Raw genomic sequence first — 24,624 nt, forward strand, 5'->3', positions numbered from 1 at the left:
GCCCCCGGGTGGCGGCCCTAGCAGCCGCCGGGGCCGCCGTCCGCGCCCGGGACGACGGGCGGTGCCTGGCCGGTGTGGCGCGGCGCCGGCACCTCGGGGCGCAGGCGGGCCAGCAGCCGCCGCCGTTCCTCGGCGAAGGCCGGGTCCGCCTGGTAGTCGGAGTGGCCCAGGATCGGTGCGGGCAGCGGGTGCAGATCGGTGCGGCCGTACGTCAGCGGGTCCTTGAGGGGTTCGCGGTCCACGGCCGGGCCGCAGTCGCCGGGCAGTCGCACCGGGCCGCCGATGGGGTCGGTGCGCCGGTGGAGGTTGCGCCAGCAGTCGACGTCGCGGTGCAGGGAGCCGAGCGCGTCGGCGCCGAAGTGGGCGGGGAACCAGCGGCCGTAGAGGCGCTCCAGAGGGGAGCCGTAGGTCAGCAGGGCGACCCTTCTGCGGGCGGAGGGCGCCAGTTGCCAGGCCGCGGCGGCCGCCAGGACGCTGCCCTGCGAGTGTCCGGAGATGACCAGCCGCCCGCCGGTGACGCGGGTCCAGGTCGCCATCCGCCAGGTCAGGTCGGGAACCGCGCGCTCGGCGTAGCAGGGCGGCGCGAAGGGGTGGGCGGCGCGTGGCCAGAAGGTGCCGACGTCCCACAGGATGCCTATGGTGCGCCGGGCGGAGGCGTCCTTGTAGGCGCGTCTGCCCCAGGTGACGAAGAGCAGGAAGCCTAGGCCGATGAGCCAGGAGCCCAGCGCCTGCGCGGTCTCTGCGGCCCCGTGCACGACGGCGTAGGTGCCGCGGGTGGCGGCGGCCGGCACCTGGTCGGTCGCCAGGGCGCCCACGAGTGCCGCCGCGCCCAGCAGCAGGGTGGTGACGGAGGTGACGGCGACGATCAGGGGGCCCCGGTCGGTGAGGCCGGCCATGGCGCGGGCGGCGGCGATGCGGCGGGTGCGGGCCGGGTCTCCGGCCTCTCCGGGGTGATCGCCCTCCACGGTGGCCCGCTCCGCCCGGGCGAGACGCCAGGTGTGCCCGGCGAGGACGGCGCAGAGCAGCAGCACGACGAGGAGCAGCGGTGGGATGACGGACGCCTGCCAGGTCAGCAGGACGGGGGGCCCGTCGATGGAGGTGCCGGTGCCGTCCAGCCAGTCCGACACCCGCTGCGCCACCCCGCCCGACATCACGCCGCCCAGCGCGCAGGCCAGCATGGCGACGGCGGGCCCGCCGAGGCCGCGGATCGCGGCCCGCGGATCGGGGCGGGCGCGGTACAGCGCGTGGGCGACCACGCCGAGGACGACGACCAGCAGTCCCTGCACCAGGGCGATGCCGCCGAAGGTCATGTCCCCGGGCAGCCGGCCCGACGACGTCCACCCCGGGCGGGCCCAGCCCGCGTAGACCAGGGCGAGCACGAGCAGGACGAGGGCCGCGAACGGCAGGCGTCGTACGACGTGCTGGTCGAGTGTGCGGTCGAGGCGGTTCTCGCTGCGGCCCCGGCGGCAGGTGACGCCCACCGCCGCGATCGCGCCGGCGACGAGTGCGGCCTCGAGCAGCCGTCCCAGCGTGTCGAGCGGCGCCGGGCCGCCGGGCGCCCGGTCGAAGCGGGCCGCCGGCACCCCGACCGCGGCGGCGACCGTCAGCAGGCCCGCGGCGGTGTGCGCGGAGCGCAGCCGCGCCACCAGGCGCCGTCCGTACCAGAATCCCGGCCGGTTCAGGGCGGTCCCGCCGGAGTCGCCCTCGGCCTCGGCGGTGCGGTCCATCGGCTGCTGGGACTCGTACGCCCGCCAGGTGCGCAGGGACAGGTACCACAGGAGGCCGGTGAGCGCGGCGGGCACGGCGGCCGCGAGGGCGAGTCTGCGGCCGGGCGGGCTCCACCAGCCGCCGTCGGACGTCACCGGCGACAGGAAGCCCAGCCAGGAGTGCCGCTCCGCGCAGGCGCGCGTGCCCGCGCACTGCCAGGCGACGAGGTCGATCGCGACCTCGCAGGCCGCGGCGACCAGCAGCACGGTCAGGGTCAGGGCCGCGAGCCGCACCAGCAGCCCGTAGAGCCGGACCGTCCGGATCCGGCCGTGCGCGCCGGGCCGCATCCAGTGGGCGAGGTTGACCACCATGAACGGCAGGAGCAGCAGCCACAGGGCGCGGGTGCCGTTGCCGGAGGTGAGGTTGCACCAGACGTAGGCCTCGGGCACCGGCCGGCCCCGGTAGTCCTCGGGCCGGGACTCCGCGTCGGCGTCCTCGGTGCGCCGGAAGACGGCCGCGATGTGGTCGCCGGTGATCCGCACGGTGCGCGGGTCGTCCAGCATCTGTGCGGGTGTCGTACCGCCCACCCCGTGCACCAGGAGTTCCAGGGCGGTGCCGGTCTCCCGGGACGGCGGGCCGGGGTCGGCGGGGCCGCTCCCACCGCCGGATCCCGCCCGTTCCTGTGCCTGTTCCACTGTCCGCACCCCCCGTGACGCGCCGTCGGCCGTGTCCGTGCGGGCACAAGGATCTCCACTTCCCGGCCGTCGCACACCCCCCGGCACGGAATCTCCCCGAACCGGGTGACCGGTGGGACACGAGGGGTGCGTGCGCTCCTGCGGCCGGTGGCGCGGCCCGTCATGGGGCGTGCGAGGATGGGTCGTCCGCGCACCGGAGCGGGAAGAATCTCACGGGAGCGGGTGGGCGGGGCGTGTCGGAGGGTTTTGCGGCGAAAGGACCGAAGCGTACGTGAGCGAGAATCCGAACCTCCTCGCGGAGCAGCGGCGCGCCCTGATCCTCGACGAAGTGCGCCGCCGCGGTGGCGTCCGGGTCAACGAACTGACCCGCAAGCTCGGCGTGTCGGACATGACGATCCGCCGCGATCTCGACGCGCTGGCCCGGCAGGGTGTGCTGGAGAAGGTGCACGGCGGTGCGGTGCCGGTGGTCGAGGCGAGCACGCACGAGCCGGGGTTCGAGGCGAAGTCGGGTCTGGAGCCGACCGCCAAGGAGGACATCGCGCGGGCCGCGGCCGAGCTGGTCGCGCCGGGCGCCGCGATCGCGCTGTCCGGGGGCACGACGACGTACGCGCTGGCGCACCGGCTGGTGGACGTGCCGGATCTGACCGTGGTGACCAACTCGGTGCGGGTGGCCGACGTGTTCCACGTCGCGCAGCGCACCTCGGGCACGCGGCAGGGCGCGGCCACGGTGGTGCTGACCGGTGGTGTGCGCACCCCTTCCGACTCGCTGGTGGGGCCCGTCGCCGACCAGGCGATCGCGGCCCTCCACTTCGACGTGCTGTTCCTCGGTGTGCACGGGATATCGGCCGAGGCCGGCCTGTCGACGCCGAATCTCGCGGAGGCCGAGACGAACCGGCGGCTGGTGCAGTCGGCGCGGCGGGTCGTGGTGGTCGCCGACCACACCAAGTGGGGTGTGGTGGGCCTGAGTTCGTTCGCGACGCTGGAGCAGGTCGACACGCTGGTGACCGACGGCGGTCTGCCGGCGGACGCACGGGCGGGAATCGCGGAGCATCTGCGGCTGGTCGTGGCGGGCGAGCCGGACAGCGGCGACTGAGCGTCCGGTCCGGCGGCCGGCCGAGGCGCCGCTGACAGCGGCCGCGCCGGCCGCTAGGGTGACGCCACCTCGCCCGTCGCCCGCGTCCCGCGGCTCGTCACCAGGGGCTCGTCACCAGGGGGTCGTCGTCCATGGCTCGCCGTCTTCGCCCGGTGGGGCTCGACTTCGTCGAGTCGGCCCCCGTGCGTCTGGTGTTCGCGGCGGAGACCGCCGCCGCCCCCGAGGAGGTCTTCCGCTCGCTCGCCGAGGACGTGCCGGGCTGGACCGCGTGGTTCGCCGCGGTGACGTCCGCACGGCCCACAGGCGAGGGAGCGGGGCGCGAGATCCGGCTCGTGGGCGGTGGGCGCTTCCTGGAAGCGGTGCTCGCGGCGCGGCGCCCCGAGGTGTACGCGTACCGCGTGGACGTCACCAACGCGCCGGGAGCCCGGGCCCTGGCCGAGGAGTGGCGGCTGGCCCCGGCCGGCACCGGGACGCGCGTGCGGTGGACGTTCGCCGCCGACGGCACGGCGCCCTTCCGCTGGGCCGTGCGCCTGGGCGGTCCGGCGCTGGGGCGGGCCTTCCGGGACGCGGTCGCCGCGCTGGACCGGCGGCTGGCCGTGCGGTAGGCCCGCGCGCGGTCACCCGGGCCAGGCTCCGGTGGCCAGGAGCGAGTCGATGGCCGCGGCGTACGGCCGGATGTCCAGGCCCTGTTCGGCGAGCCACGCGTCCGAGTAGTACTTGTCGAGGTACCGGTCGCCCGGGTCGCACAGCAGCGTGACCACGCTGCCCCGGCGTCCCTCGGCCACCATCTCGGCGACGATCTTCAGCGCGCTCCACAGTCCGGTGCCCGTCGACCCGCCGGCCTTGCGGCCGATGACCCGCTCGAGGGCCCGTACGGCGGCGACGCTCGCCGCGTCGGGGACCTTCATCATGCGGTCGATCGCGCCGGGCACGAAGCTCGGTTCCATCCGGGGCCGGCCGATGCCCTCGATGCGGGAGCCGCAGTCGCAGGTGACGTCGGGGTCGCCGGTGGTCCAGCCGTCGAAGAAGCAGGAGTTCTCCGGGTCGGCGACGCAGATGCGGGTGTCGTGCTGCATGTAGTGCACGTAGCGCGCGAGGGTCGCCGAGGTGCCGCCGGTGCCGGCCGTGGCGACGATCCACGCCGGTTCGGGGAACCGCTCGAGCCGCAGCTGACGGAAGATCGACTCGGCGATGTTGTTGTTGCCGCGCCAGTCGGTGGCCCGCTCCGCGTAGGTGAACTGGTCCATGTAGTGGCCGCCGGTCTCGGCCGCGAGGCGGGCGGACTCCTCGTACATCCTGCGCGAGTCGTCCACGAAGTGGCACTGCCCGCCCTGGAACTCGATCAGGCGGATCTTCTCGGGGCTGGTCGTGCGCGGCATCACGGCGATGAAGGGCACGCCGATCAGCGAGGCGAAGTACGCCTCGGAGACGGCCGTCGAGCCACTGGACGCCTCGATCACGGGCCGGCCCGGCCGGATCCAGCCGTTGCACAGGCCGTAGAGGAAGAGCGAGCGGGCGAGCCGGTGTTTGAGGCTGCCGGTGGGATGGGTCGACTCGTCCTTCAGGTAGAGGTCGATGCCCCACCGCTCCGGCAGCGGGAACAGCAGGAGGTGGGTGTCGGCCGACCGGTTGGCGTCGGCCTGGACCTTGCGCACGGCTTCTTTCAGCCAGGCGCGGTAGTCGGCGTCGCTGCGGTCGACGTCGACGGTGGCGCCGGTGCGGGACGGCTGGGGGGTGCTCACGACGGGGCTCCTTACGCTGCGCTCCGACGGCGCCTCGCGCGGCCGGCACACCGATCATAAGCACCTTCCACACGCTCCTCACCAGCATAAACACCCCTTTGGGGGGCTCAAAGGCGCGCTGGGGCAGAGCGTGTGTCCGGGTGGGGGCGCATTCGCGCGAGTGCTCCGGGCGACCCCGGAAAGGGGCAGCGCGTACTGGTGCTCGACGCCGGGTGCGGGCAGACTTCACCCGGCGGGACCGGGTCCCGTCACGGGCGCAAACTGGAGCACGAGACGAGCCGGTCCCGGCCCCCTCGCGGTGGCACGGTCCGGCAGACCGACGCGCACGAGGGGGCAGCGGCATGGTGGAGCCGGAGTTCACGGCCACGGGGGTGCGGATCGGCAAGCGGCTGCGTTCGCTCACCCGGGCCGGCCAGGTCCGGATCAGCGGCGGCAGGCTGGAGTTGCTCACCAGCTACGGCAGCGAGATAGACAGCGCGCCGGTGCAGGCGGTGCGCGCCTCCCGGCCCTGGTTCGCCACGGAGGACCGGGCACTCGCCGACCTCAACGGCAAGCGGTACCTGCTGACCCTCGGGGAGCGCGACCCCGCTCCCGGTGAGCCGGGACCGCCCGCCGCACGCCGTTTCATCGAGGCCGTGCACAGGGCGGCGGGACACAACGGCTGAGAATGTCCGTAACTTGCGGTGCCCCACCCCTTGCGTCACTCTGGTCACACGTCACTCTGGGTTTACCGGCGATAACGCTGCGAACCAGCCCGCCGGCCATGACAGCAGGCGGCGATGTGCCGCGTGCGCCCTGCTGGATCCGAACTCCGTGTTCTTCCGGACCTCTATGTCGGGGAGTCGCAGCCGTGATCAGTCACCCAAGCAGACACTGCACGGTGGAGCTCCAAGCCCTGCCGTCGCGGATCGGCCAGGTCCGCAGAATCGTATCTGCGCAATTGCGCTACTGGCATATGGATTCCCTGATCGACCGGGCGGCGCTCGGCGTGACGGAACTGCTGACCAACGTCCATCTGCATGCCGTCCCCGACAAGACGTGCACCGTGGAGATAGAACTGCTCCTGGACCGGCTCACGGTCTCGGTGCGTGACCACGATCCGCGTCTGCCCGTGGTGGACGACGCCGAGCCCCTCGCGACCTGCGGGCGCGGGCTCGCGATGGTGGCCGCGATGAGCGAGAGCTGGGGTGCCCGGCCGGACGGCGAGTCCGGCAAGGTCGTCTGGTTCGCGCTCCCCACGGCCGCCACCGTGGCTCCCGTCGCCACGCGTCCGCCGCGCCGCCTGGTCGACGAGGTGCCCGTCGCCGTGTTCGCCGACGCCGAGCGCGCCGTCGAACTGGGCGGACCGCAACCCGCTCCCGCCCGGTCGGCCGTTGCCGGCTGACCGGGCGGTGACCCTTCGCCCATGCGCGCGCGGCCGGTGGGTGCGGGCCGGTCGCCGGGGGACGCTCGCGGGTCATGCCGCGCCGCCCCTGCCCGGCCGGCCGAACTGCTCGTCGAGCACGGACAGCCGGCGCCAGTACTCGTCCTCGTCGATCTCGCCGGAGGCGAAGCGGTGGCCGAGCACGGCGATCGGCGAGCCGTCCTCGACGGTGGGCGGGCGCCAGGGGCCGCGGCGGCCGCGCCACCCGGTGCGGCGCAGCAGGGCGACGCCGCCGCCGATGACCAGCGCCCAGATCACCGGGAACAGAAGGATCCACGGGCCGGGCCCGCCGTCGGCGAAGTGTGCCAGGGTCTGCATGTCGTCCAGCTCCTCGGTGGCGATGTCCTGTGTCACCTCCGAGCCTCGCCCCGGCAGAGGGTCCGGGTCGTCGTACGGCCGGCGGCAGTGCGCGTACCGCGCGGGGAGCAGGGCGGCGGGCCGCGTCTGCTCCCGCCGGGGTGCCGGGAGCAGAGGCGCGGGTTGTCGCGGGGGCCGGAATCGCCCACTACGTTCCCTGGGCGGCGCCCGGCTGCGGCACGCCTAGGCTCTGGCCCATGCTGAGACTCGGATTCCCCGTCGTCGGTGTCACCGACGTGCCCCGCGCGGTGGCGTTCTGGACGGCCGCGCTCGATCTGGTCCCCAGTGCGGAGAGGGCGAGCGAGACCTGGCGGTCCCTCCTGCACGCCGACGGCTCCGGCCCGGCTCTCGCCGTGATGCGCAGCGAGTCCCCGGTCGAGCCGCGTCCCCGGCTGCATCTGGACCTGTTCACGGACACGGCCGAGGAGCAGCAGGCGGAGGTGCGGCGGCTGATCGGGCTCGGTGCGCGGGCCGTCGACTGGGACCTCTACCCGTCCGACCCCGACTTCGTCGTCCTCGCCGACCCGGACGGCAACAGGTTCTGCGTCGTCGATCTCGGCCACGCGCCGGGCGGCGGCGAACGGCCGGCACCCTGACCGGTCCCTAGGAGAGCGCCCCCAGAGGGTCGTCCAGCACCGGCTGCCAGGCCAACTCGGCCGCGCCGACCAGGCTGTTGTGGTCCAGGGTGCACGGCAGGATCGGCACGCTGCCGCTCTGCCCCCACAGGCTGCGGTCGGCGACGACCGCCCGCAGCCGTTCCGGGTCGGCGTCCAGAAGGGTGCGGTGGAGTCCGCCGAGGATGATCCGGTCCGGGTTGAGGATGTTCACCAGGCCGGCCAGGCCCTGGCCCAAGCGGTCGATGAGGGCCTCGGTGGCGGTGCGGACGGCCGGGTCGTCGTACCGGCCGCGGATCAGGTCGTTGGACTGCTGGAGCAGGGACACCTCGGGCCCCGGGTCGCGTCCGGCCGCGGTCAGGAAGGCCAGCGGATCGGTCTCCACGTCCAGGCAGCCGCGGCTGCCGCAGTGGCAGGGGCGGCCCTCGGGATTGACGGTGACGTGGCCGACCTCCAGGGCCAGTCCGGAACTGCCGCTGTGCAGACGCCCGTCGAGGACCAGCGCGCCGCCCACACCCCGGTGACCGGTGGCGACGCACAGCAGGTCGCGGGCGCCGCGTCCGGCGCCGTGCCGGTGCTCGGCGAGGGCGGCGAGGTTGACGTCGTTCGCGGCGAACGCGGGTCCCCCGATGCCCGCGGCGCGCACCTGCTCGGCGAAGATCCGGCGCACCGGGGCACCGGCCGGCCAGGCCAGGTGCAGCGGGTTCAGGGCCAGGCCCTCCGGTTCCGCGACGGCGGAGGGTACGGCGAGTCCCGCGCCGACGCAGCGCCGCCCGGTCTGCCGCAGCAGGCCGGCGCCCGCCTCGACGACGGAGCCGAGCACCTTGGCCGGATCGGCGTCGACGGCCTCGCAGCCGGGCGCGGTGGCGACGATCCGGCCACCGAGGCCGACCAGGGCCGCGCGGAACCCGTCCGCGTGGACCTGGGCGGCGAGGGCGACGGGGCCGTCCTCGGCGACCGCGAGCCGGTGCGAGGGGCGGCCCTGCGAGCCGGCCGCCGCGCCGGGCCGGGCGTCGACCCGGATCAGGCCGAGTGCCTCCAGTTCGGCGGCGACCGCGCCGGCCGTGGCCCGGGTCACGCCGAGTTCGGCGGTGAGGACGGCCCGGGTGGGGGCGCGTCCGGTGTGCACGAGCTCCAACGCGGGTCCGAGCGCGCCGCGCCCCCGGTCCAGCCGCGTCCTCGAGGTGGTCCCTTCCCCCGCCGCCCGGGGGTCCGCCTTGCCGCTCATGGAGGGGAGTCTCCCATGATCCGCCGGTGCCGGGGTCCTAGAGGCCGCTGACCCTGAGCGTGATGTTCAGCCGCCCGGTGAGCCCCAACTCGGGCGGTGCGGTGCCCGCGTGCACCCGCGGCACCCCGTGGTACGCGAGCCGGGAGGGGCCGCCGAAGACGAACAGGTCGCCGCTGCGCAGCTCGACGTCGGTCCAGGGCCGGGTCCGGGTCTCGGTGTTGCCGAAGCGGAAGACGCAGGTGTCGCCGAGGCTCAGGGAGACTACGGGCGCGTCCGCCCGCTCGTCGGCGTCGCGGTGCAGGCCCATGCGGGCGTCGGCGTCGTAGAAGTTGACCAGCGCGATGTCGTACGCCGCCGGGGCCGCCTCCGCGCCCAGCGCGTCGGTCACCGCCCGGCGCCCGAGATCGCCCAGCCAGGCCGGGAAGGGTTTCACCGGGGCGCCGTCGCCGTCGACGACGGTGCGGGCGTAGGCGTACGGGTACCAGTGCCATCCCAGGCACACCTGCCGGGCGGTCATCGTGCCGCCGGGGGTGCGGACGGTGCGCAGCCCGGCGGGCGGACGGGCCCACTCCCGGCAGGCGCGCAGCAGCTCGCGCTGCCGGCCGGCGTCCAGCCAGTCCGGCAGGTGCACCGCGCCCGGGGCGACCTCGGTGCGGTCCCTCGGGAACAGCTCGGCGTCCATGCCTCCATCCTGCCCGACCGTCCCGCCGATCCGGCCTGAGCTGCGGCTCCGCTAGCCTGGACGCACGATGAACGACCGCAGCGACCGTATGACGACTCCGTGGGGCGAGCACGCGCTGGCCCGCTTCCCCGAGGACCCGCGCGACCGGCTGCGCGCCTGGGACGCCGCCGACGAGTACCTGCTGCGGCACCTCGCGGACCAGGACATCCCGCTGTCGGGCACGGTCGTCGTGGCCGGCGACCGGTGGGGGGCACTGGTGACGGCGCTGGCCGCGCACCGGCCGGTGCAGATCACCGACTCCCACCTGGCCCGGGAGGCGACCCGCGGCAACCTGGTACGCAACGGCGTGGCGCCCGGCTCGGTACGGCTGCTCACCACGCAGGACCCGCCGCCCGGGCGGATCGACGTGCTGCTGGTGCGGGTGCCGAAGAGCCTGGCTCTGCTGGAGGACCAGCTGCTGCGCCTGGCGCCCGCCGTGCACGGGGACACGGTCGTCGTCGGCACCGGCATGGTGAAGGAGATCCACACCTCGACGCTCGCGCTGTTCGAGCGGATCCTCGGCCCGACCCGCACCTCGCTCGCCGAGAAGAAGGCGCGGCTCGTCCTCTGCACGCCCGATCCCGCGCTGGAGCGGCCCGACAGTCCGTGGCCGCTCAGCTACCGGCTTCCCGACGACGTCGGCGTGCTCTCGGGCCGGACGGTGGTCAACCACGCCGGCGTCTTCTGCGCCGACCGGCTCGACATCGGCACCCGCTTCTTCCTGCGGCACCTGCCGGAGGCCGGCGGCGCCCGGCAGGTGGTGGACCTGGGCTGCGGCAACGGCGTGGTCGGTACGGCGGTGGCGCTCGCCGATCCGGAGGCCGAGGTGCTGTTCACCGACGAGTCCTTCCAGGCCGTGGCCTCGGCGGAGGCCACCTACAAGGCCAACGGGGCTCCGGGGCACGCGGAGTTCCGGGTCGGCGACGGGCTGGCCGGGGTGCCGGACGGCAGCGTGGACCTGGTGCTCAACAATCCGCCGTTCCACTCCCACCAGGCGACGACCGACGCCACGGCATGGCGGATGTTCACCGGGGCGAAGCGTGTGCTGCGCCCCGGCGGCGAGCTGTGGGTGGTCGGCAACCGGCACCTCGGCTACCACGTCAAGCTGCGCCGGCTGTTCGGCAACAGCCGACTGGTGGCGAGCGACCGCAAGTTCGTGGTGCTGAAGGCCGTCAAGCGGTAGGGCCCGCGACCACCCGGATCAGCGCTGCCACGGTCCGTACCATGGCCTCCCTGCCCACCGTGAGGTAGCGGCGCGAGTCGACGGCGTCCGGGTGGGCGGCGAGGTACTCCCTGATCGCGCCCGTCATGGCGATGTTGAGCGCGGTGCCGACGTTGACCTTGGCGATGCCGCCCGCGACCGCCGCGGCGAGTTCGGCGTCCGGGACTCCGGAGGAGCCGTGCAGGACGAGCGGCACGTCCAGCGTCCCCGCCAGCTCCTTGAGCAGGTCGTGGTCGAGGGCGGCGGTACGGGTGGTCATGGCGTGGCTGCTGCCGACGGCGACGGCGAGGGCGTCCACCGCGGAGTCGGCGACGAAGGCACGGGCCTCGGCGGGGTCGGTGCGGGCTCCGGGCGCGTGGGCGTCGAGCGGCGCCCCGCCGTTCTTGCCGCCCACCTCTCCCAACTCGCCCTCGATCCACAGCCCCTGGGCGTGCGCCCAGTCGGCCGCGGCCCGGGTCGCGGCGAGGTTCTCCGTGTACGGCAGCCGGGAGGCGTCGTACATCACGGAGCTGAATCCGGCGTCCGGGGCCTGGCGCAGCAGGCCGTCGCTCTCGACGTGGTCGAGGTGGAGGGCGACGGGCACGGCGGCGCCCTCGGCGGCGGCGACGGCGGCCCGGGCCAGCGGCAGCAGGCGGCCGTAGCGGAACTTCACCGCGTTCTCACTGACCTGGAGCACGACGGGTGCGCGCACCGACTCGGCGCCGGCGACGACGGCCTCGACGTGCTCGAGGGTGATGACGTTGAACGCGGCGACGGCGGAGCGCGCGGCGGCGGCGCGGGTGATCAGGTCGCCGGTCGTGGCGAGGGGCACGGTGTCTCCTTCTCCCGGACGTTCCGGTTGTCGTGCGGGCGTCAGGGGGCGAGGATGACCGAGCGGGTGAGGTGGCGGGGCCGGTCCGGGTCGAGTCCGCGGGCGGCGGCGACGGCGACGGCGAGCCGCTGGGCGCGGACCAGTTCGGCGAGCGGGTCGAGGCCTCCGGCCACCCACAGCGCGCCGGTGTCCCGGACCTGCTCGGCCAGTCCGTCGGGGGCCTCGCCGAACATCCAGGTGGCCGTGCCCGAGGTGCTGATGCTGATGGGGCCGTGCCGGTACTCCATCGCCGGGTACGCCTCGGTCCAGGACAGGGACGCCTCGCGCATCTTGAGCCCGGCCTCGTTGGCCAGTCCCACGGTCCAGCCGCGCCCGAGGAAGGTGAACTGGGTGCGGTCGACGAGCCCTTCGGGCAGGCCGGCGGCGAGTGCGGTGCGGGCGTCGGCGACGGCGGCCTCGGGGTGCAGGCCGAGGTGGGCGCGGAGCAGGGTCAGGGCGGTGGTCGCGAACCGGGTCTGCACGACCGACCGCTCGTCCGCGTAGTCGAGGACGACGACGTCGTCGGCCGCGGCCATGACGGGCGTGTCGGGGTCCGCGGTGAGCGCGACGGTGCGGGTACGGCCCTTCAACGCGGTGAGCAGGTCCAGCACTTCGGTGGTGGTGCCGGAGCGGGTGAGGGCCACGACGCGGTCGTAGGCGCGGCTCCGCGGGAACTCGGAGGCGGCGAAGGCGTCCGTCTCGCCCAGTCCCGCCTCCTCGCGCAGCGCCGCCGCCGACTGCGCCATGAAGTACGAGGTGCCGCAGCCGACGATCGCCACCCGTTCCCCCGCCGCCGGCAGCGCCGGCGCGTGCCCGGCCGCCTCGGCGGCGGCGCGTGTCCAGCACTCCGGCTGGCTGTTGAGCTCGTCCTCGACATACGTCATGGCGCACACTCCCGATCGGTCTCGGAACAGACCTGGCTCGCTTGATTGTTTCTGCAAGATACAGCGAACTTTCGAGCACTATCAAGCAATCTGGCGAAGGATGGCCGTGCGCTAGGGTCGGCGGGAGGTCGAGGAACGGAGGCGCGGATGTCGCGCGACGCCCGCTGGAAGGCGCTGCTGGAGCTGCTCGTCGAGCGTGGCCGCCTGGACGTCGAGGAGGCGGCGACCGAACTGGAGGTGTCGGCCGCGACGATCCGCCGCGACTTCGACCGGCTGGCGGAGCAGCAGATGCTCGTGCGCACCCGCGGGGGCGCGGTCGTGCACGGAGTGTCGTACGAGCTGCCGCTGCGTTACAAGACCGCCCGCCGGGCCTCGGAGAAGCAGCGCATCGCGCAGGCCGTCGCCGAGCTGGTGGCGCCGGGCGAGGCGGTGGGCCTGACCGGGGGCACGACCACCACCGAGGTGGCGCGCGCCCTGGCGGTGCGCGCCGATCTGGCCTCCGGCACGCCCGCGCTGACGGTGGTGACGAACGCGCTGAACATCGCCAACGAGCTGGCGGTGCGGCCGCAGTTCAAGATCGTGGTGACCGGCGGGGTGGCCCGGGCGCAGTCGTACGAGCTGATCGGGCCGCTGGCGGACGGGGTGCTCGGCCAGGTCACGCTCGACGTGGCGGTGCTGGGGGTCGTGGCCTTCGACGTCGCGCACGGCGCCGCGGCCCACGACGAGGCGGAGGCGGCGATCAACCGGCTGCTGTGCGAGCGCGCCGAGCGCGTGGTGGTGGCGGCCGACTCCACCAAGCTGGGCCGGCGGGCGTTCGCCCGGATCTGTGCCGCCGAGACGGTGGACACGCTGGTCACGGACGGCGCGGCCGACCCGGAGACCGTCCAGCGGTTCGAGGAGGCCGGGATCCGGGTCGTCACGGCGTAGGCGGCCCGTCAGTGGGCGTGGCCGTCGGTGTGCCCGGGGGCGGTCTCCCGGGCGGCGGGGACCGATCCGGCCTTCACGGTGAACGCCGCGGTGTGCACCTTGCCCTCGTGCCGGAAGTCGAGGAAGAGACGGTAGGTGCCGGTGCTGGGCGCGGTGGCCGTGAAGGAGATGTCCGGGCCGGGCTTCGTGCTGCCGTCGCCGGGCTCGCCGTTCGGGTGGACGTGGAGGTAGGCGAGGTCACCGGAGCGCAGCGCCACGAGGTGGCCGTAGGCGCCGAGGTAGGGCTGGAGGTCGGTGACGGGCCGCCCGCCCCGGGAGACACTCAGCCTCAGCTCGCCCGCCCTGCCGGGGTTCAGGGTGCCGGTGAGGGCGACCCGGTAGCCGTCGGCCGGGGCGGTGGTGTTCGGCTCGGGAAGGGGCGCGGGCCGGTACGCGCCGCCGACCGCGAGGTCCGCGCCGAGGGTGAGGTTCCCGGCGCCCTTCTTCGCCGGGGTGAAGTCGGCGAAGACGCGGTAGCCGCCCGCCTCGGGCAGGTCGACGGGGGCGGTCCAGCTCCCGTCGGCGGCGCGGGTGGGGTGCAGGTGCCGGTAGATGGCCATATCGCGTGAGGCGACGATCAGGTGGAGCTCCTTGTCGTGCTCCCGCTGGTACGCGGTGACGGCCCGGCCGTTGTCGTCGCGGACGGTGAAGCGCAGCTCGGTTCGCTGACCGGCGGTGACGCGCGGAGTGGCGAGGTCGAGCGTGTAGCCGCCCTCGGAGATCCCCAGGCCGCCGGCCGGCTCGCCCTCGTGGCCGCCCGGGTGGCCGCCGTCCCCTCCCGGATCCGCCGACGGCTTGTCCGGGTGCCGCTCGTGAGAGGCGGGCGGGGCGTCCGCGACGACCGGGTCGACGACCCGGCCCACGCCGTACGCCGTGCCGAAAATCGCGGCCAGGGCGGCGGTGAACGCGGTGATCCTCAGTCCGGTGCTCAGTCCCGTGCTCATGGCGGTCGTCTCCTCGATTCCCGGGCGCCCGCATCCATGGGCACCTCTTCATGCACTTCACCATACCCCCAGGGGGTAGGCAATCAAGGGCTCGGCCGAGGGTTGACTTATACCCCCCTGGGGTATACAAGTTGTCGGCGGGCGCACTTCCCGGGGCGCCCTCGACGACCCCGCGTCAGGAGCAGTCATGACCACCAGTACGACCAGTGCACCGACCGAGGTGGAACTCGCCATCGGCGGGATGACCTGTGCCTCGTGCGCCGCCCGGATCGAGAAGAAGCTGAACCGGATGGACGGGGTCACGGCGTCCGTCAACTACGCGACGGAGAAGGCCAAGGTCAGCTTCGCGGAGGGGGTGTCCGTCCCCGAGCTGATCGCCACCGTCGAGGCGACCGGTTACACGGCCCGCGAGCCGCAGCCGGTCCGGGACGAGCCCGCGCCGGACGCGTCGGGGGACGAGGAGGACGGACTGCGGCCACTGCGGCAGCGGCTGGTCACCGCGGTCCTGCTGGCCGTTCCGGTCATCGCGATGGCGATGGTGCCGGCCCTGCAGTTCGAGTATTGGCAGTGGCTGTCGCTGACCCTGGCGGCGCCCGTGGTCACCTACGCCGCCTGGCCGTTCCACCGGGCCGCGTTCACCAACGCCCGGCACGGCGCGGCCACCATGGACACGCTGATCTCGGTCGGCACCTCGGCCGCGTTCCTGTGGTCGCTGTGGGCGCTGTTCCTCGGCAGCGCGGGCACGCCCGGCATGACGCACCCCTTCGAGCTGACCATCGCCCGCAGCGACGGTTCCGGGAACATCTACCTGGAGGCCGCCGCCGGAGTGACGGCGTTCATCCTGGCCGGGCGCTACTTCGAGGCCCGCTCCAAGCGGAAGGCCGGCGCCGCGCTGAAGGCGCTGCTGGAGCTGGGGGCGAAGGACGTCACCGTGATCAGGGAGGGCCGTGAGGAGCGGATCCCGGTCGGCGATCTGAAGGCCGGTGACCGCTTCCTGGTGCGTCCCGGCGAGAAGATCGCCACCGACGGCACGGTCGTGGAGGGCGCCTCGGCCGTGGACGCGTCGATGCTCACCGGCGAGTCCGTGCCGGTCGAGGTCGGCGTGGGCGACAACGTCACCGGGGCCACCCTGAACGCCGGGGGCCGGCTGGTGGTCGAGGCGACGCGGGTCGGCGCCGACACGCAGCTGGCGCGCATGGCGAAGCTGGTCGAGGACGCGCAGAACGGCAAGGCCGCCGCCCAGCGGCTCGCCGACCGCGTCTCCGGCGTCTTCGTGCCGGTCGTCATCGCCCTGGCGCTGGCCACGCTCGGCTTCTGGATCGGCAACGGCGCCGGGCCGACCGCCGCCTTCACCGCCGCCGTCGCCGTTCTGATCATCGCCTGCCCCTGCGCCCTGGGCCTGGCCACACCGACCGCGCTGATGGTCGGCACCGGGCGCGGCGCCCAGCTCGGCATCCTCATCAAGGGCCCCGAGGTCCTGGAGTCCACCCGCAAGGTCGACACGATCGTGCTGGACAAGACCGGCACGGTCACCACCGGCCGCATGACCCTGCTCGCCGTGCACACCGCCGCCGGCACCGAGGAGTCCGACGTACTGCGGCTCGCGGGCGCCCTGGAGCACTCCTCCGAGCACCCGATCGCCCGCGCCGTCGCCGACGGCGCCCTCGAGAAGCTGGGCACCCTGCCGGCGCCCGAGGACTTCGCGAACGTCGCCGGGCTCGGCGTGCAGGGCGTCGTCGACGGCCACGCGGTCCTCGTCGGCCGCGAGCAGCTGCTCGCCGAGTGGGCCATGAGCCTGCCGGCGGACCTGGCCCGCGCCAAGGCCGACGGGGAGACGGCCGGCCGCACGGCGATCGCCGTGGCCTGGGACGGCGAGGCCCGGGCGGTCCTCGAGGTCGCCGACGCGGTCAAGGACACCAGCGCCGAGGCCATCACGCGGCTGCGGGCCCTGGGCCTCACCCCGGTCCTGCTGACCGGCGACAACCGGGCCGTGGCCGCCTCCGTCGCCCGCGAGGTCGGCATCGACCAGGAGCACGTCGTCGCGGAGGTCATGCCGCAGGACAAGGTCGACGTCGTCAAGCGCCTCCAGGGCGAGGGCCGTTCGGTCGCGATGGTCGGCGACGGGGTCAACGACGCCGCCGCGCTCGCCCAGGCCGACCTGGGGCTGGCCATGGGCACCGGCACGGACGCCGCCATCGAGGCCGGCGACCTGACCCTCGTCCGGGGCGACCTGCGGGCCGCCGCCGACGCCATCCGGCTGGCCCGCAGGACCCTCGGCACCATCAGGTCCAACCTCTTCTGGGCCTTCGCCTACAACATCGCCGCACTCCCCCTCGCCGCCGCCGGACTCCTCAACCCGATGATCGCCGGGGCGGCCATGGCCTTCTCCTCCGTCTTCGTCGTCGGCAACAGTCTGCGACTGCGCGGGTTCAAGGCCGCGGGCTGAGCCGCTCGCGCACGGGGCGGGGGCGGGCCCCGGGCTCCGCCCCCGCCCCGTTTCCGCGTGCCAGGCCAGACCCCGGGCCACTGTGGGGCGCGCGCCGTCGCCCGGACGGGTGCCGCCGGGGCGCCGTACGGCAGGACACGGACGAGGCTGGTCCGGAGGACGGATCCCGCGGCGGACGCGACGGACGGCCGCGGGCCGCACGGACGGCACCGCGGACCGGACGCAGGGGGCGCACCCCGCACATGCCCCCGCCACCTCACGGAGCAGGAGCCCATGACCGAACCGACCGACGCCGGCGGGGACACCGGCGGACCGCTCGCACCGGACGCGGGGCCGGCGCGGTCCCCCGGCCGCGCCCTCGCCGCCGTGCTCGGCGATCTGCGGGCGGTGGACGGCGCGCTGTACGCGGCGGTGGCCGCCACGTACACGCCCACGCTGGACCGGTTCCTGCGACGGCTGTCCCGCGCCGCCGACCATTCGAGGATCTCGCTCGGGATCGCCGCCGCCCTCGCCCTGGGCGGGGCGCGGGCCCGTGGCGCGGCGCTCGTCGGGGTCGGTGCGGTGGCCGTGACCTCCACGGCCGCGAACCTGCTGGGCAAACGCCTGGTGCGCCGGCCCCGGCCCGACCGGGAGGCGGCCCGCGTGAGCGTCGACCGGTACGTGCCCATGCCCGCGTCGGCCTCGTTCCCGTCCGGTCACACGGCCTCGGCGGTCGCCTTCGCCACGGCGGTCGGCGTCGTCCTGCCGGCGGCCGCCGCGCCCCTCGGTGCGCTGGCGACCGCCGTCGGATACTCCCGCGTCCACACCGGTGTGCACTATCCGGGCGACGTGGTGGCGGGCGCCGTCCTCGGCATCGCCGGGGCGGCCACCGCGCTGGCGGTGGCCGCGGCGCTTCCGGTGCCCGGTCTGCGGACGGTCTACTCGGTGGCGCCGCCCGTGTAGAAGGCGGCGGTGCGATCCGCCCGCACGCGCGCCGACGCGGGATCCGTACCGCTCGCCACGTCGGCCCCGTACCAGGCCTCGCCGCTGGAGAGCACGAACCGGCGCCCGGCCTCCGAGGCCGACCACTCCGCGACCTCCTGGGGGTCCACCGGCGTGCCGCCGCTCGACAGGTACAGCGTGAGGCCGACGAGCATCAGGTCCCAGCCGATGCCCACCGCGCCCGGGCCGAACCCGGCCCACCGCTCGTCGTCGACATGGGCCAGGTACTCCAGCTCGAAGCGGGTGCCCCCCTCCCCGGGCGTCAGCCGCAGCTCGATCCAGCTGACCTCCTCGCCGTACTCCCAGGTCGCGGCGAAACTCCTGGGCGGGTCGCAGGTCTCGATCGTGCCGCCCGCGTTCCCCTCGAGTTGGTACCGCCCGCCCTGCCGCAGATCGCCGGAGACGGGCAGGAACCACTGCGGGATGCGCCGGGGATCGGTGCAGGCGGCCCACAGGTCGTCGAGGGGGGTGTCGTACGTCCGGCCCACCGTGAGGACGCGGGCCTCACCCGCCCTGCCGGCACGCCGGCCGACCTGCCGTCGCACGGAGTCGATCTGGTGCGTCTCATCGATCACGGGTGAATACCTCCTGAGCGAACTCGCCGACCGGCCCCGAAGCCGCCCTTCCGTCGGCGAGCGACCCGGGGCGCCGGGGGCGCACGGGGGCTGCGCGCACGTCGAAGGCGTGCATGCGCACAGACTGTCAGCCGGCACGGGTGCGGGCATCAGCTGATGGTCTGCCCGTGTTCGGGAGGCACCCGTCAGCCGAAGGCCTTCACCGCCTGGTAGTACGTCCACGCCGTGCTGTTGCAGGCGGTCTTCGTTCCCCCGCCGTACCCGGCGCAGACGCGCCTGAGGTCCTCGTAGAAGGCGCTGTCGACGCGCGACTTGTTCGCGCTGAAGGTGCCCGCGGCCTTGTAGTTGCGGTAGCCGAAGTCGTGCCGTGCGCAGGAGGTGCTGAAGGGGAAGCCGAACGGGTTGTCGGGCGAGCTCGAACAGTAGTCCGTCGACCAGTCGAATCCGTACGCGCTCCAGGCGGACCTGTTCGCCCGGGCGGCGGTCCAGGCGTTGTAGCTCGACGCGCTGGTCTGGGTCCAGCTCGCGAGCACCTGCGATTTGTCGGCGGGAGCGGCGTCGGCGGTCGCGGCGGTGGCGACCACGGTGGTCACGGCCAGGGCCGAGGCGGCGAGTCCGGTGGCAAGTCTGCGGTGCATTCCACACCTCCATGAGGGTGCGGCCCGCCCCTCGGACCGCAGGTTCATGTCAAGATGATGCGCATCACGGCCACTTCTTCACACCTCCGCGTCCCTAACGGGTCGTTAACTCTTGGGCGCGGGCGCCCTCGACGCGCCGCGCCCGGCGGGGGCGTTCACCACGGGAGGCCGTCCAGGTGGGCGCCGACCCGGCCGGCGTCCCAGGCCCCGTCGGCGATCACCAGGCGGTAGCGGTAGGCGAAGGACTCCCCGGGCGGCAGCGCGAACTCCTCGAAGAACGCCCAGGAGAACGCGACCGTCGGCACCGGCGTGGCCCGCACGAACCAGTGCGAGGGGTGGATCGCGCTCCCGCCGTCCAGGTTCTCCGGCGCGTGCGCGAAGACGAGCGTCGAGTGGCCGTCGCTCCCGTCGCGCTCCGCGGTGAAGGCGAGCCACGGGCCCTGCGTGCCCATCAGCCTCTCGGCGCCGGCACCGGCGTCCGGGGCGAACACGGTGCCGCCGGTGAAGTCGCGGGGGCCGCGCCACTGGAGGCCGGTGTAGCCCGCCATCTCCCGGCCCGCGGTGGTCGGCGAGCCGAAGACCAGCGGCTCGGCCCGGAGGTTGGTGAGGCGGATCGACCAGTCCAGGGACCAGGCGCCGGCCTCCTCGTCGACCGAGTGGACGGCGAGCCCGCGTTCCTCCCGGGCCCACTCGGCACCGCCGTTCTCGACCCAGGTCAGGTGTTCGGTGACGTCGAGCCGGTCGTCGCCGGCCGTGAAATCCGGGAAGCCGTCGTGTCGCATGGCGCCGACGCGCTCGGGCAGCGGCAGGTAGCCCTCGCCGTGGACGTAGGAGTTGCCGCCCCAGAAGTTCTGGCCGGAGAGGTGACTGGCCGTCATCTGCACGCCCTTGTGCCAGCGGTGGTCGTTCGGCCGGTAGCCGGTGACCGTGTGCCCGGCGAGGGTGCGCACGGGATGAGCGTAGGGCTTGCGGCACTCGAAGGCCTCGGGATCGGGGCGGTAGACGTAGCGGAGGATCTCGGTGCCGTTCGCCGCCGTGACCGCGATGTGGTCGCCATGGGTGTGACCGACGCGCAGGGTGCTCATGCGCGCCCCCCGGGAGCCCAGCCGGGGTGGCCGCCGTGCATGGCCGGGTGGAACGGGTCGCCGCGACCGATGTCGCCCGCGTTCACCGGCCGGCCGGTGAACGCCGCCTTGTACAGGGCGGCGGCGAACTCCAGCGTCCCCCGGGCCTCGGCACCGCTGCCGGGCGGTCTCGCCCCCGCGTCCCAGGCGTCCAGCACGGCGCCGAGCTGCGCGGTGTGCGAGCTCGGCACGTCCGCCGCCGGGGTGCGCCAGGCAGCGGCGCGCGCGGGGTCCACGTGCCGGGCCGGAGTGTAGGTCCAGTCCTCGTTGCGGTGCCCGTACAGGTGGGTGAGCTCCACGGTGGCATCGGCGCAGTCGACGCGGACACGGCTCACCTCGTCCGGGGAGAGCACGCTGTTGACGACGGTGGCGAGGGCGCCGTTCGCGAAGCGCACCAGGGCCGTGGAGACGTCCTCGCTCTCGGTGTCGTGGACCAGGCGCGCGGCCATGGCCCGGATCTCCCGCCAGGGCCCGAGCAGGTGCAGCAGCAGGTCGTACTGGTGGATGCCGTGGCCCATCGTCGGGCCGCCGCCCTCGGTGGCCCAGCGCCCGCGCCAGGGCGTCGCGTAGTAGGCGGCGTCGCGGTGCCAGGTGGTCTGGCAGTGCGCGACCAGCGGGGCGCCGAGCTCGCCGCTCGCGATCAGCTCCCGGGCGTGCGCGGCGCCGGAGCCGTACCGGTGCTGGAGGATCACGGAGGCGTAGGCCCCGGACGCCTCCTCCGCCGCCGCGATGTCGTCGTACTCGGCGAGGGACAGGCACAGCGGCTTCTCGCACAGCACCCAGGCCCCGGCCTCGAGCGCGGCCACCGCCTGGTCCCGGTGCAGGGACGGCGGTGTGCCGATGAGCACCAGGTCGGGGCGGACCTCGTCCAGCATGGCGCCCGTCGAGGTGAAGCCGGCGACGTCACCGCCCGCGGCCCGCCGGAAGGCGTCGAGCCGGGCCCGGTCCACGTCGACGGCGGCGACCAGTTCCACGCGGTCGGCGTGGGCCGCGAGCGCGGGCAGGTGGCCGCCGGTGACGACGGCGCCGGTACCGACCACGGCGACGCGGCGGCGGGCGGGGGGTGGGGACATGCGGTCCTCCTCTGACGGCGGCGGACGGCCCGCGCTCCGGGCCGCGGGTGCGCCTTCGCGGACACTCGCGAAGGCTTAGAAAGCGCTTGCCCTCCGGCGCACCCTAGATCGCGGAGGAAGCACCCCACAAGCCCTCGCGGGAGCCGCGGACGGGAGACCGGAGCGGGTCCCAGCGTTTGCGGGACCGGCGGGCGGCTGGTCGACTGTCGCGGGGGGCGAGCCGGTCGCACCGCGCCGGTGCGGACCCTTCAGCTCTTCTCCGGAAGGAGTACAGGCGTGAGCACCCCGAAGCCGTCGGCACAGCAGCAGAGCTCCGACGGCAGCCAGCCCTGGCTGCACCAAAGGGGCCGGACCATCCAGGAGTTCGGCACCGTCAAGCAGTTCCCCGTGGCGATGTCCATGGAGACCCGCCTCTACTCGTGCCAGCGGCTCAACAAGGTCCTGGCGGACACCCGCATCCTGCACGATCTGTACAAGAAGTATCACTGGCTCATGCGCGGGGCGACGTTCTACCAACTCCACCTGCTGCTGGACAGGCACGCCGGGGAGCAGCTGGAGCTGATCGACACCGTCGCGGAGCGCGTCCAGACGCTCGGCGGCGTGGCGATCGGCGACCCCCGGCACGTCGCGGAGATCACCACGGTGCCGCGCCCGCCGGACGGCGTGGAGGAGGTCCCGGCGATGCTCTCCCGGCTGCTGGAGGCGCACGAGCTGATCCTCACCGACTGCCACGACGCCGCGGCCCGCACCCAGGAACTCGGCGACGACGGCACGAACGACCTCCTGGTCTCCGAGGTCGTGCGGACCAACGAGCTCCAGGCCTGGTTCCTCGCGGAGCACCTCGTCGACACGCCTCTCGTGCACGTCTGACCGACCTCCGAGGCCGGCCCGTACCGCACCCGCGGTCACCCCGCGCCCGCCGCCGAAGCGCCTCGCCGCTCTTTCACCTCCGCTGTGAAAGTGTCCCGTCATGGCCCACATGCCCTCCGATTCCCCCGGCGCCCGTGCCCAGCCGCCGACGCGCGGTCAGAAGTGGTCTACGTTCCGGCAGTCGCCGTTCTGGCCGGCCACCGTGCTGGTGCTCATCCTCGCGGCGGCGGCCGGACTCTTCGCGGGCTCGTACACCTACTCCATGGCGAACCCGACGCCGCACTCGATCCCGACGGCCGTGGTCGGCCCGTACGACCAGGGACGCGGCAAGGCCTTCCTGGACGGCCTGGAGCAGGCGCTGAACGCCTCGGTGAGGCTGCACCCCTACGACACCACCGCCGCGGCGCGCGACGCGATCGAGGACCAGAAGGTCTTCGGGATCTTCGAACTGCACGACAACGGGCGGACGGCCGTGCTCGACCTGTCCAGCGCGTCGGGCGCCTCCGTCGCCGAGGTGCTGGAGCAGACCGCCCCGGCGGTGGGGAAGAAGACCGGGGTCGCGGTCACCGTCCGGGACATCAATCCCCTCCAGGAGGGCGACCCGCGCGGACTGGCGATCTTCTACATCTCCCTGGCCGCCGTGATCATCGGCTTCGTCGGGGCGATCCAGCTCAGCGTGCACGCCCGTTCCCTGACCCCGTTCGAACGCATCCTCTTCACGATCGCCTACGCGCTGCTCGGCGGGTTCGCCATCGCCGCGACCGTGGACTGGCTGCTGGGCGCGCTCGACCTGCCGTTCGCGCAGTCGTGGTCGATCCTGACGCTCACCCTGTTCACCAGCGGCATGGTGTTCACGATGTTCAACACCCTCTTCGGGCGGTGGGCGATGCTGCCGACCTGGGGGCTCATGGTGCTGCTCGGCAATCCCTCGTCCGGCGGCGCGGTGTCCTGGCCGCTGCTGCCGTCCCCGCTGGGCGAGATCGGCCGGTGGCTGCCGCCGGGCGGCTCGGTCAACGCGCAGCACACGGCCGTGTACTTCCAGGGCCACCAGCACCTGTTCCCGTACCTGGTGCTGGGCGGGTGGGCGCTGCTGTCCTGCGCGGTGTTCTGGACCTGGCGGCACCGCCACCCGGGCGGCCGCGAGAAGAGCCAGGCCGACGCCGAGTCCTGACCTGCCGCCCCGTCCGCCCCGCGGATCTGTTCCGGCCGCCGCCCGGCTGCGATCATGAGACGGGAGTCCCCGCCACCGGTTGGAGTGCACATGGCCCTCGACATCGACGCGATCCGCGCGCAGATACCCGCCCTCAAGTCCGGCACCGCCCGCTTCGACGCGCCCGGCGGCACCCAGACCCCGCAGCCCGTCATCGACGCCGTCGCGGAGACCCTGGCCGCCCCGCTGGCCAACCGGGGGCGGACCACCGAGGGCGAGCGCAACGCGGACGGCATCGTCACCGGAGCCCGCGCCGCCCTGGGTGACCTGCTCGGCGCCGATCCGCGCGGCGTGGTCTTCGGACGGAGCGCCACGCAGCTGGCGTACGACCTGTCCCGGACGCTCGCCAGGACGTGGGGGCCCGGTGACGAGGTGGTCGTCACCCGCCTCGACCACGACTCCAACATCCGGCCCTGGACGCAGGCGGCCCGGGCGGCCGGGGCGACCGTGCGGTGGGCCGACTTCGACCCGGCCACCGGGGAACTGCTGCCCGAGCACATCGGGGCGGTGCTGTCCCCGCGCACCCGGCTGGTCGCGGTCACGGCCGCGTCCAACCTCATCGGCACCATGCCCGACCTGCCGGCCGTCGCCCGGCTCGCGCACGGCGTGGGGGCACTGCTGCACGTCGACGCCGTGCACTACGCCTCGCACGCCGCCGTCGACCTGGCCGCGCTCGGCGCGGACACGCTGGTGTGCTCGCCGTACAAGTTCCTCGGCCCGCACCTCGGCGTGCTGGCGGCCCGGCCCGATTTTCTGGAGACCCTGCGCCCGGACAAGCTGCTGCCCTCGAGCGACGCCGTCCCCGAGCGCTTCGAGCTGGGCACGCTGCCGTACGAGCTGCTGGCCGGCGCCCGCGCCGCGGTGGACTTCCTCGCGGACCTCGCGCCGGGCACCTCCGGCGGCCGGCGGGAGCGGCTGGCCGCGTCCTTCGCGGCGCTGGAGGCCCACGAGGACTCCCTGCGGGGCCGCATCGAGCGGGGGCTGTCCGAGCTCGGCGGGATCACGGTGTACTCGCGGGCCGCGCGGCGCACGCCGACACTGCTGTTCACGGTGGCGGGCCTGCGCCCGGCCGAGGTCTACCGCCTGCTGGCCGAGCGGGGGGTCGACGCCCCCGCCGGGTCCTTCTACGCGGTGGAGGCCTCCCGTCACCTGGGGCTGGGCGACGAGGGCGGCGTCCGGGTCGGTCTCGCGCCGTACAGCAGCGCGGACGACGTGGACCGGCTGCTGACGGCGCTGGGCGGCCTTTCCCGCTGACCGTCGC

The 24,624-nt window shown here is 74.3% G+C and carries 24 protein-coding genes; 12 read left to right on the forward strand and 12 right to left on the reverse strand.

Annotated elements, in window-relative coordinates:
• Window positions 1–17: 17 nt before the first annotated feature.
• Complete coding sequence (locus AC0VYN_RS21245) at window positions 18–2,402, reverse strand: hypothetical protein (protein ID WP_475532245.1); 2,385 nt, start codon at window positions 2,400–2,402, stop codon at window positions 18–20.
• 271 nt (window positions 2,403–2,673) lie between these two features.
• On the opposite strand from AC0VYN_RS21245, the gene AC0VYN_RS21250 reads away from it, so the two are divergent.
• Window positions 2,674–3,495 carry a DeoR/GlpR family DNA-binding transcription regulator gene (locus AC0VYN_RS21250; RefSeq protein WP_385470602.1) on the forward strand — a complete coding sequence of 274 codons (822 nt, stop codon included), beginning with the start codon at window positions 2,674–2,676 and terminating at the stop codon, window positions 3,493–3,495.
• A 131-nt stretch (window positions 3,496–3,626) separates the two neighbouring features.
• Window positions 3,627–4,100 (forward strand): SRPBCC family protein, encoded by a 474-nt coding sequence (locus tag AC0VYN_RS21255; protein ID WP_475532246.1) that lies wholly within the window; start codon window positions 3,627–3,629, stop codon window positions 4,098–4,100.
• Window positions 4,101–4,112: 12 nt separating this feature from the next.
• Here AC0VYN_RS21255 and cds1 read toward each other — a convergent pair whose 3' ends face one another.
• Window positions 4,113–5,237 carry an L-cysteine desulfhydrase Cds1 gene (cds1, locus tag AC0VYN_RS21260; protein WP_475532247.1) on the reverse strand — a complete coding sequence of 375 codons (1,125 nt, stop codon included), beginning with the start codon at window positions 5,235–5,237 and terminating at the stop codon, window positions 4,113–4,115.
• Between the two features lie 341 nt (window positions 5,238–5,578).
• Between cds1 and AC0VYN_RS21265 the strand changes: the two genes are divergently transcribed.
• Window positions 5,579–5,902, forward strand: coding sequence for a hypothetical protein (locus tag AC0VYN_RS21265; protein ID WP_475532248.1), 324 nt, complete (start codon window positions 5,579–5,581; stop codon window positions 5,900–5,902).
• 215 nt (window positions 5,903–6,117) lie between these two features.
• A complete protein-coding gene (locus tag AC0VYN_RS21270) occupies window positions 6,118–6,621 on the forward strand; it encodes an ATP-binding protein (RefSeq protein WP_386924268.1) in 504 nt (167 codons plus the stop codon).
• A gap of 72 nt (window positions 6,622–6,693) precedes the next feature.
• Here AC0VYN_RS21270 and AC0VYN_RS21275 read toward each other — a convergent pair whose 3' ends face one another.
• A complete protein-coding gene (locus tag AC0VYN_RS21275) occupies window positions 6,694–6,978 on the reverse strand; it encodes an SHOCT domain-containing protein (RefSeq protein ID WP_475536942.1) in 285 nt (94 codons plus the stop codon).
• Window positions 6,979–7,214: 236 nt separating this feature from the next.
• Between AC0VYN_RS21275 and AC0VYN_RS21280 the strand changes: the two genes are divergently transcribed.
• On the forward strand, window positions 7,215–7,613 hold the full coding sequence (locus AC0VYN_RS21280; RefSeq protein ID WP_475532249.1) for a VOC family protein: 399 nt from the start codon (window positions 7,215–7,217) through the stop codon (window positions 7,611–7,613).
• Window positions 7,614–7,620: 7 nt separating this feature from the next.
• On the opposite strand, the gene AC0VYN_RS21285 is transcribed toward AC0VYN_RS21280, so the two are convergent.
• Together AC0VYN_RS21285 and AC0VYN_RS21290 are read right to left on the reverse strand one after the other, a co-directional pair.
• Entirely contained in the window at window positions 7,621–8,859 is a 1,239-nt protein-coding gene (locus AC0VYN_RS21285; protein WP_386924272.1) for an ROK family protein, read from the reverse strand.
• A 37-nt stretch (window positions 8,860–8,896) separates the two neighbouring features.
• A complete protein-coding gene (locus AC0VYN_RS21290) occupies window positions 8,897–9,541 on the reverse strand; it encodes an alpha-ketoglutarate-dependent dioxygenase AlkB family protein (protein WP_475532250.1) in 645 nt (214 codons plus the stop codon).
• 88 nt (window positions 9,542–9,629) lie between these two features.
• Between AC0VYN_RS21290 and AC0VYN_RS21295 the strand changes: the two genes are divergently transcribed.
• Complete coding sequence (locus AC0VYN_RS21295; protein ID WP_475536943.1) at window positions 9,630–10,763, forward strand: methyltransferase; 1,134 nt, start codon at window positions 9,630–9,632, stop codon at window positions 10,761–10,763.
• On the opposite strand, the gene AC0VYN_RS21300 is transcribed toward AC0VYN_RS21295, so the two are convergent.
• The gene (locus AC0VYN_RS21300) at window positions 10,753–11,613 is read right to left on the reverse strand and encodes a class II fructose-bisphosphate aldolase (protein WP_475532251.1); all 861 of its coding nucleotides are present in this window, start codon (window positions 11,611–11,613) and stop codon (window positions 10,753–10,755) included. The two genes, AC0VYN_RS21295 and AC0VYN_RS21300, sit on opposite strands and share 11 nt — an antisense overlap.
• Before the next feature lie 41 nt (window positions 11,614–11,654).
• Window positions 11,655–12,536 (reverse strand): SIS domain-containing protein, encoded by an 882-nt coding sequence (locus AC0VYN_RS21305; RefSeq protein WP_475532252.1) that lies wholly within the window; start codon window positions 12,534–12,536, stop codon window positions 11,655–11,657.
• Window positions 12,537–12,683: 147 nt separating this feature from the next.
• Between AC0VYN_RS21305 and AC0VYN_RS21310 the strand changes: the two genes are divergently transcribed.
• A complete protein-coding gene (locus AC0VYN_RS21310) occupies window positions 12,684–13,463 on the forward strand; it encodes a DeoR/GlpR family DNA-binding transcription regulator (protein WP_385470582.1) in 780 nt (259 codons plus the stop codon).
• A gap of 8 nt (window positions 13,464–13,471) precedes the next feature.
• On the opposite strand, the gene AC0VYN_RS21315 is transcribed toward AC0VYN_RS21310, so the two are convergent.
• On the reverse strand, window positions 13,472–14,434 hold the full coding sequence (locus AC0VYN_RS21315; protein WP_475536944.1) for a hypothetical protein: 963 nt from the start codon (window positions 14,432–14,434) through the stop codon (window positions 13,472–13,474).
• Window positions 14,435–14,633: 199 nt separating this feature from the next.
• Between AC0VYN_RS21315 and AC0VYN_RS21320 the strand changes: the two genes are divergently transcribed.
• Entirely contained in the window at window positions 14,634–16,892 is a 2,259-nt protein-coding gene (locus tag AC0VYN_RS21320; protein WP_475532253.1) for a heavy metal translocating P-type ATPase, read from the forward strand.
• Window positions 16,893–17,165: 273 nt separating this feature from the next.
• Window positions 17,166–17,834, forward strand: a complete 669-nt coding sequence (locus AC0VYN_RS21325) for a phosphatase PAP2 family protein (protein ID WP_386924281.1) — start codon at window positions 17,166–17,168, stop codon at window positions 17,832–17,834.
• On the opposite strand, the gene AC0VYN_RS21330 is transcribed toward AC0VYN_RS21325, so the two are convergent.
• The 4 genes from AC0VYN_RS21330 to AC0VYN_RS21345 form a co-directional block, all read right to left on the reverse strand.
• Window positions 17,810–18,448 carry an SRPBCC family protein gene (locus AC0VYN_RS21330; protein ID WP_386924283.1) on the reverse strand — a complete coding sequence of 213 codons (639 nt, stop codon included), beginning with the start codon at window positions 18,446–18,448 and terminating at the stop codon, window positions 17,810–17,812. The genes AC0VYN_RS21325 and AC0VYN_RS21330 overlap by 25 nt on opposite strands.
• 185 nt (window positions 18,449–18,633) lie before the next feature.
• On the reverse strand, window positions 18,634–19,086 hold the full coding sequence (locus tag AC0VYN_RS21335; protein WP_475532254.1) for a phospholipase: 453 nt from the start codon (window positions 19,084–19,086) through the stop codon (window positions 18,634–18,636).
• A 155-nt stretch (window positions 19,087–19,241) separates the two neighbouring features.
• Window positions 19,242–20,171: a DUF6807 domain-containing protein gene (locus AC0VYN_RS21340; protein WP_475532255.1), complete on the reverse strand. Its 930-nt coding sequence runs from the start codon at window positions 20,169–20,171 to the stop codon at window positions 19,242–19,244.
• Window positions 20,168–21,283: a Gfo/Idh/MocA family protein gene (locus AC0VYN_RS21345; protein ID WP_475532256.1), complete on the reverse strand. Its 1,116-nt coding sequence runs from the start codon at window positions 21,281–21,283 to the stop codon at window positions 20,168–20,170. The genes AC0VYN_RS21340 and AC0VYN_RS21345 overlap by 4 nt, the downstream gene beginning before the upstream one ends.
• 276 nt (window positions 21,284–21,559) lie before the next feature.
• Between AC0VYN_RS21345 and AC0VYN_RS21350 the strand changes: the two genes are divergently transcribed.
• The 3 genes from AC0VYN_RS21350 (at window position 21,560) to AC0VYN_RS21360 (ending at window position 24,617) form a co-directional block, all read left to right on the forward strand.
• Window positions 21,560–22,153, forward strand: a complete 594-nt coding sequence (locus AC0VYN_RS21350; protein WP_475532257.1) for a Dps family protein — start codon at window positions 21,560–21,562, stop codon at window positions 22,151–22,153.
• 109 nt (window positions 22,154–22,262) lie between these two features.
• A complete protein-coding gene (locus tag AC0VYN_RS21355) occupies window positions 22,263–23,324 on the forward strand; it encodes an ABC-2 transporter permease (RefSeq protein WP_475536945.1) in 1,062 nt (353 codons plus the stop codon).
• Between the two features lie 90 nt (window positions 23,325–23,414).
• Window positions 23,415–24,617, forward strand: a complete 1,203-nt coding sequence (locus AC0VYN_RS21360; protein ID WP_475532258.1) for a cysteine desulfurase-like protein — start codon at window positions 23,415–23,417, stop codon at window positions 24,615–24,617.
• The last annotated feature ends 7 nt before the right edge of the window (window positions 24,618–24,624 follow it).

The sequence above is a fragment of the Streptomyces sp. 63XJN7_1_ISO-PGPR-S23-121 genome, assembly GCF_056173025.1.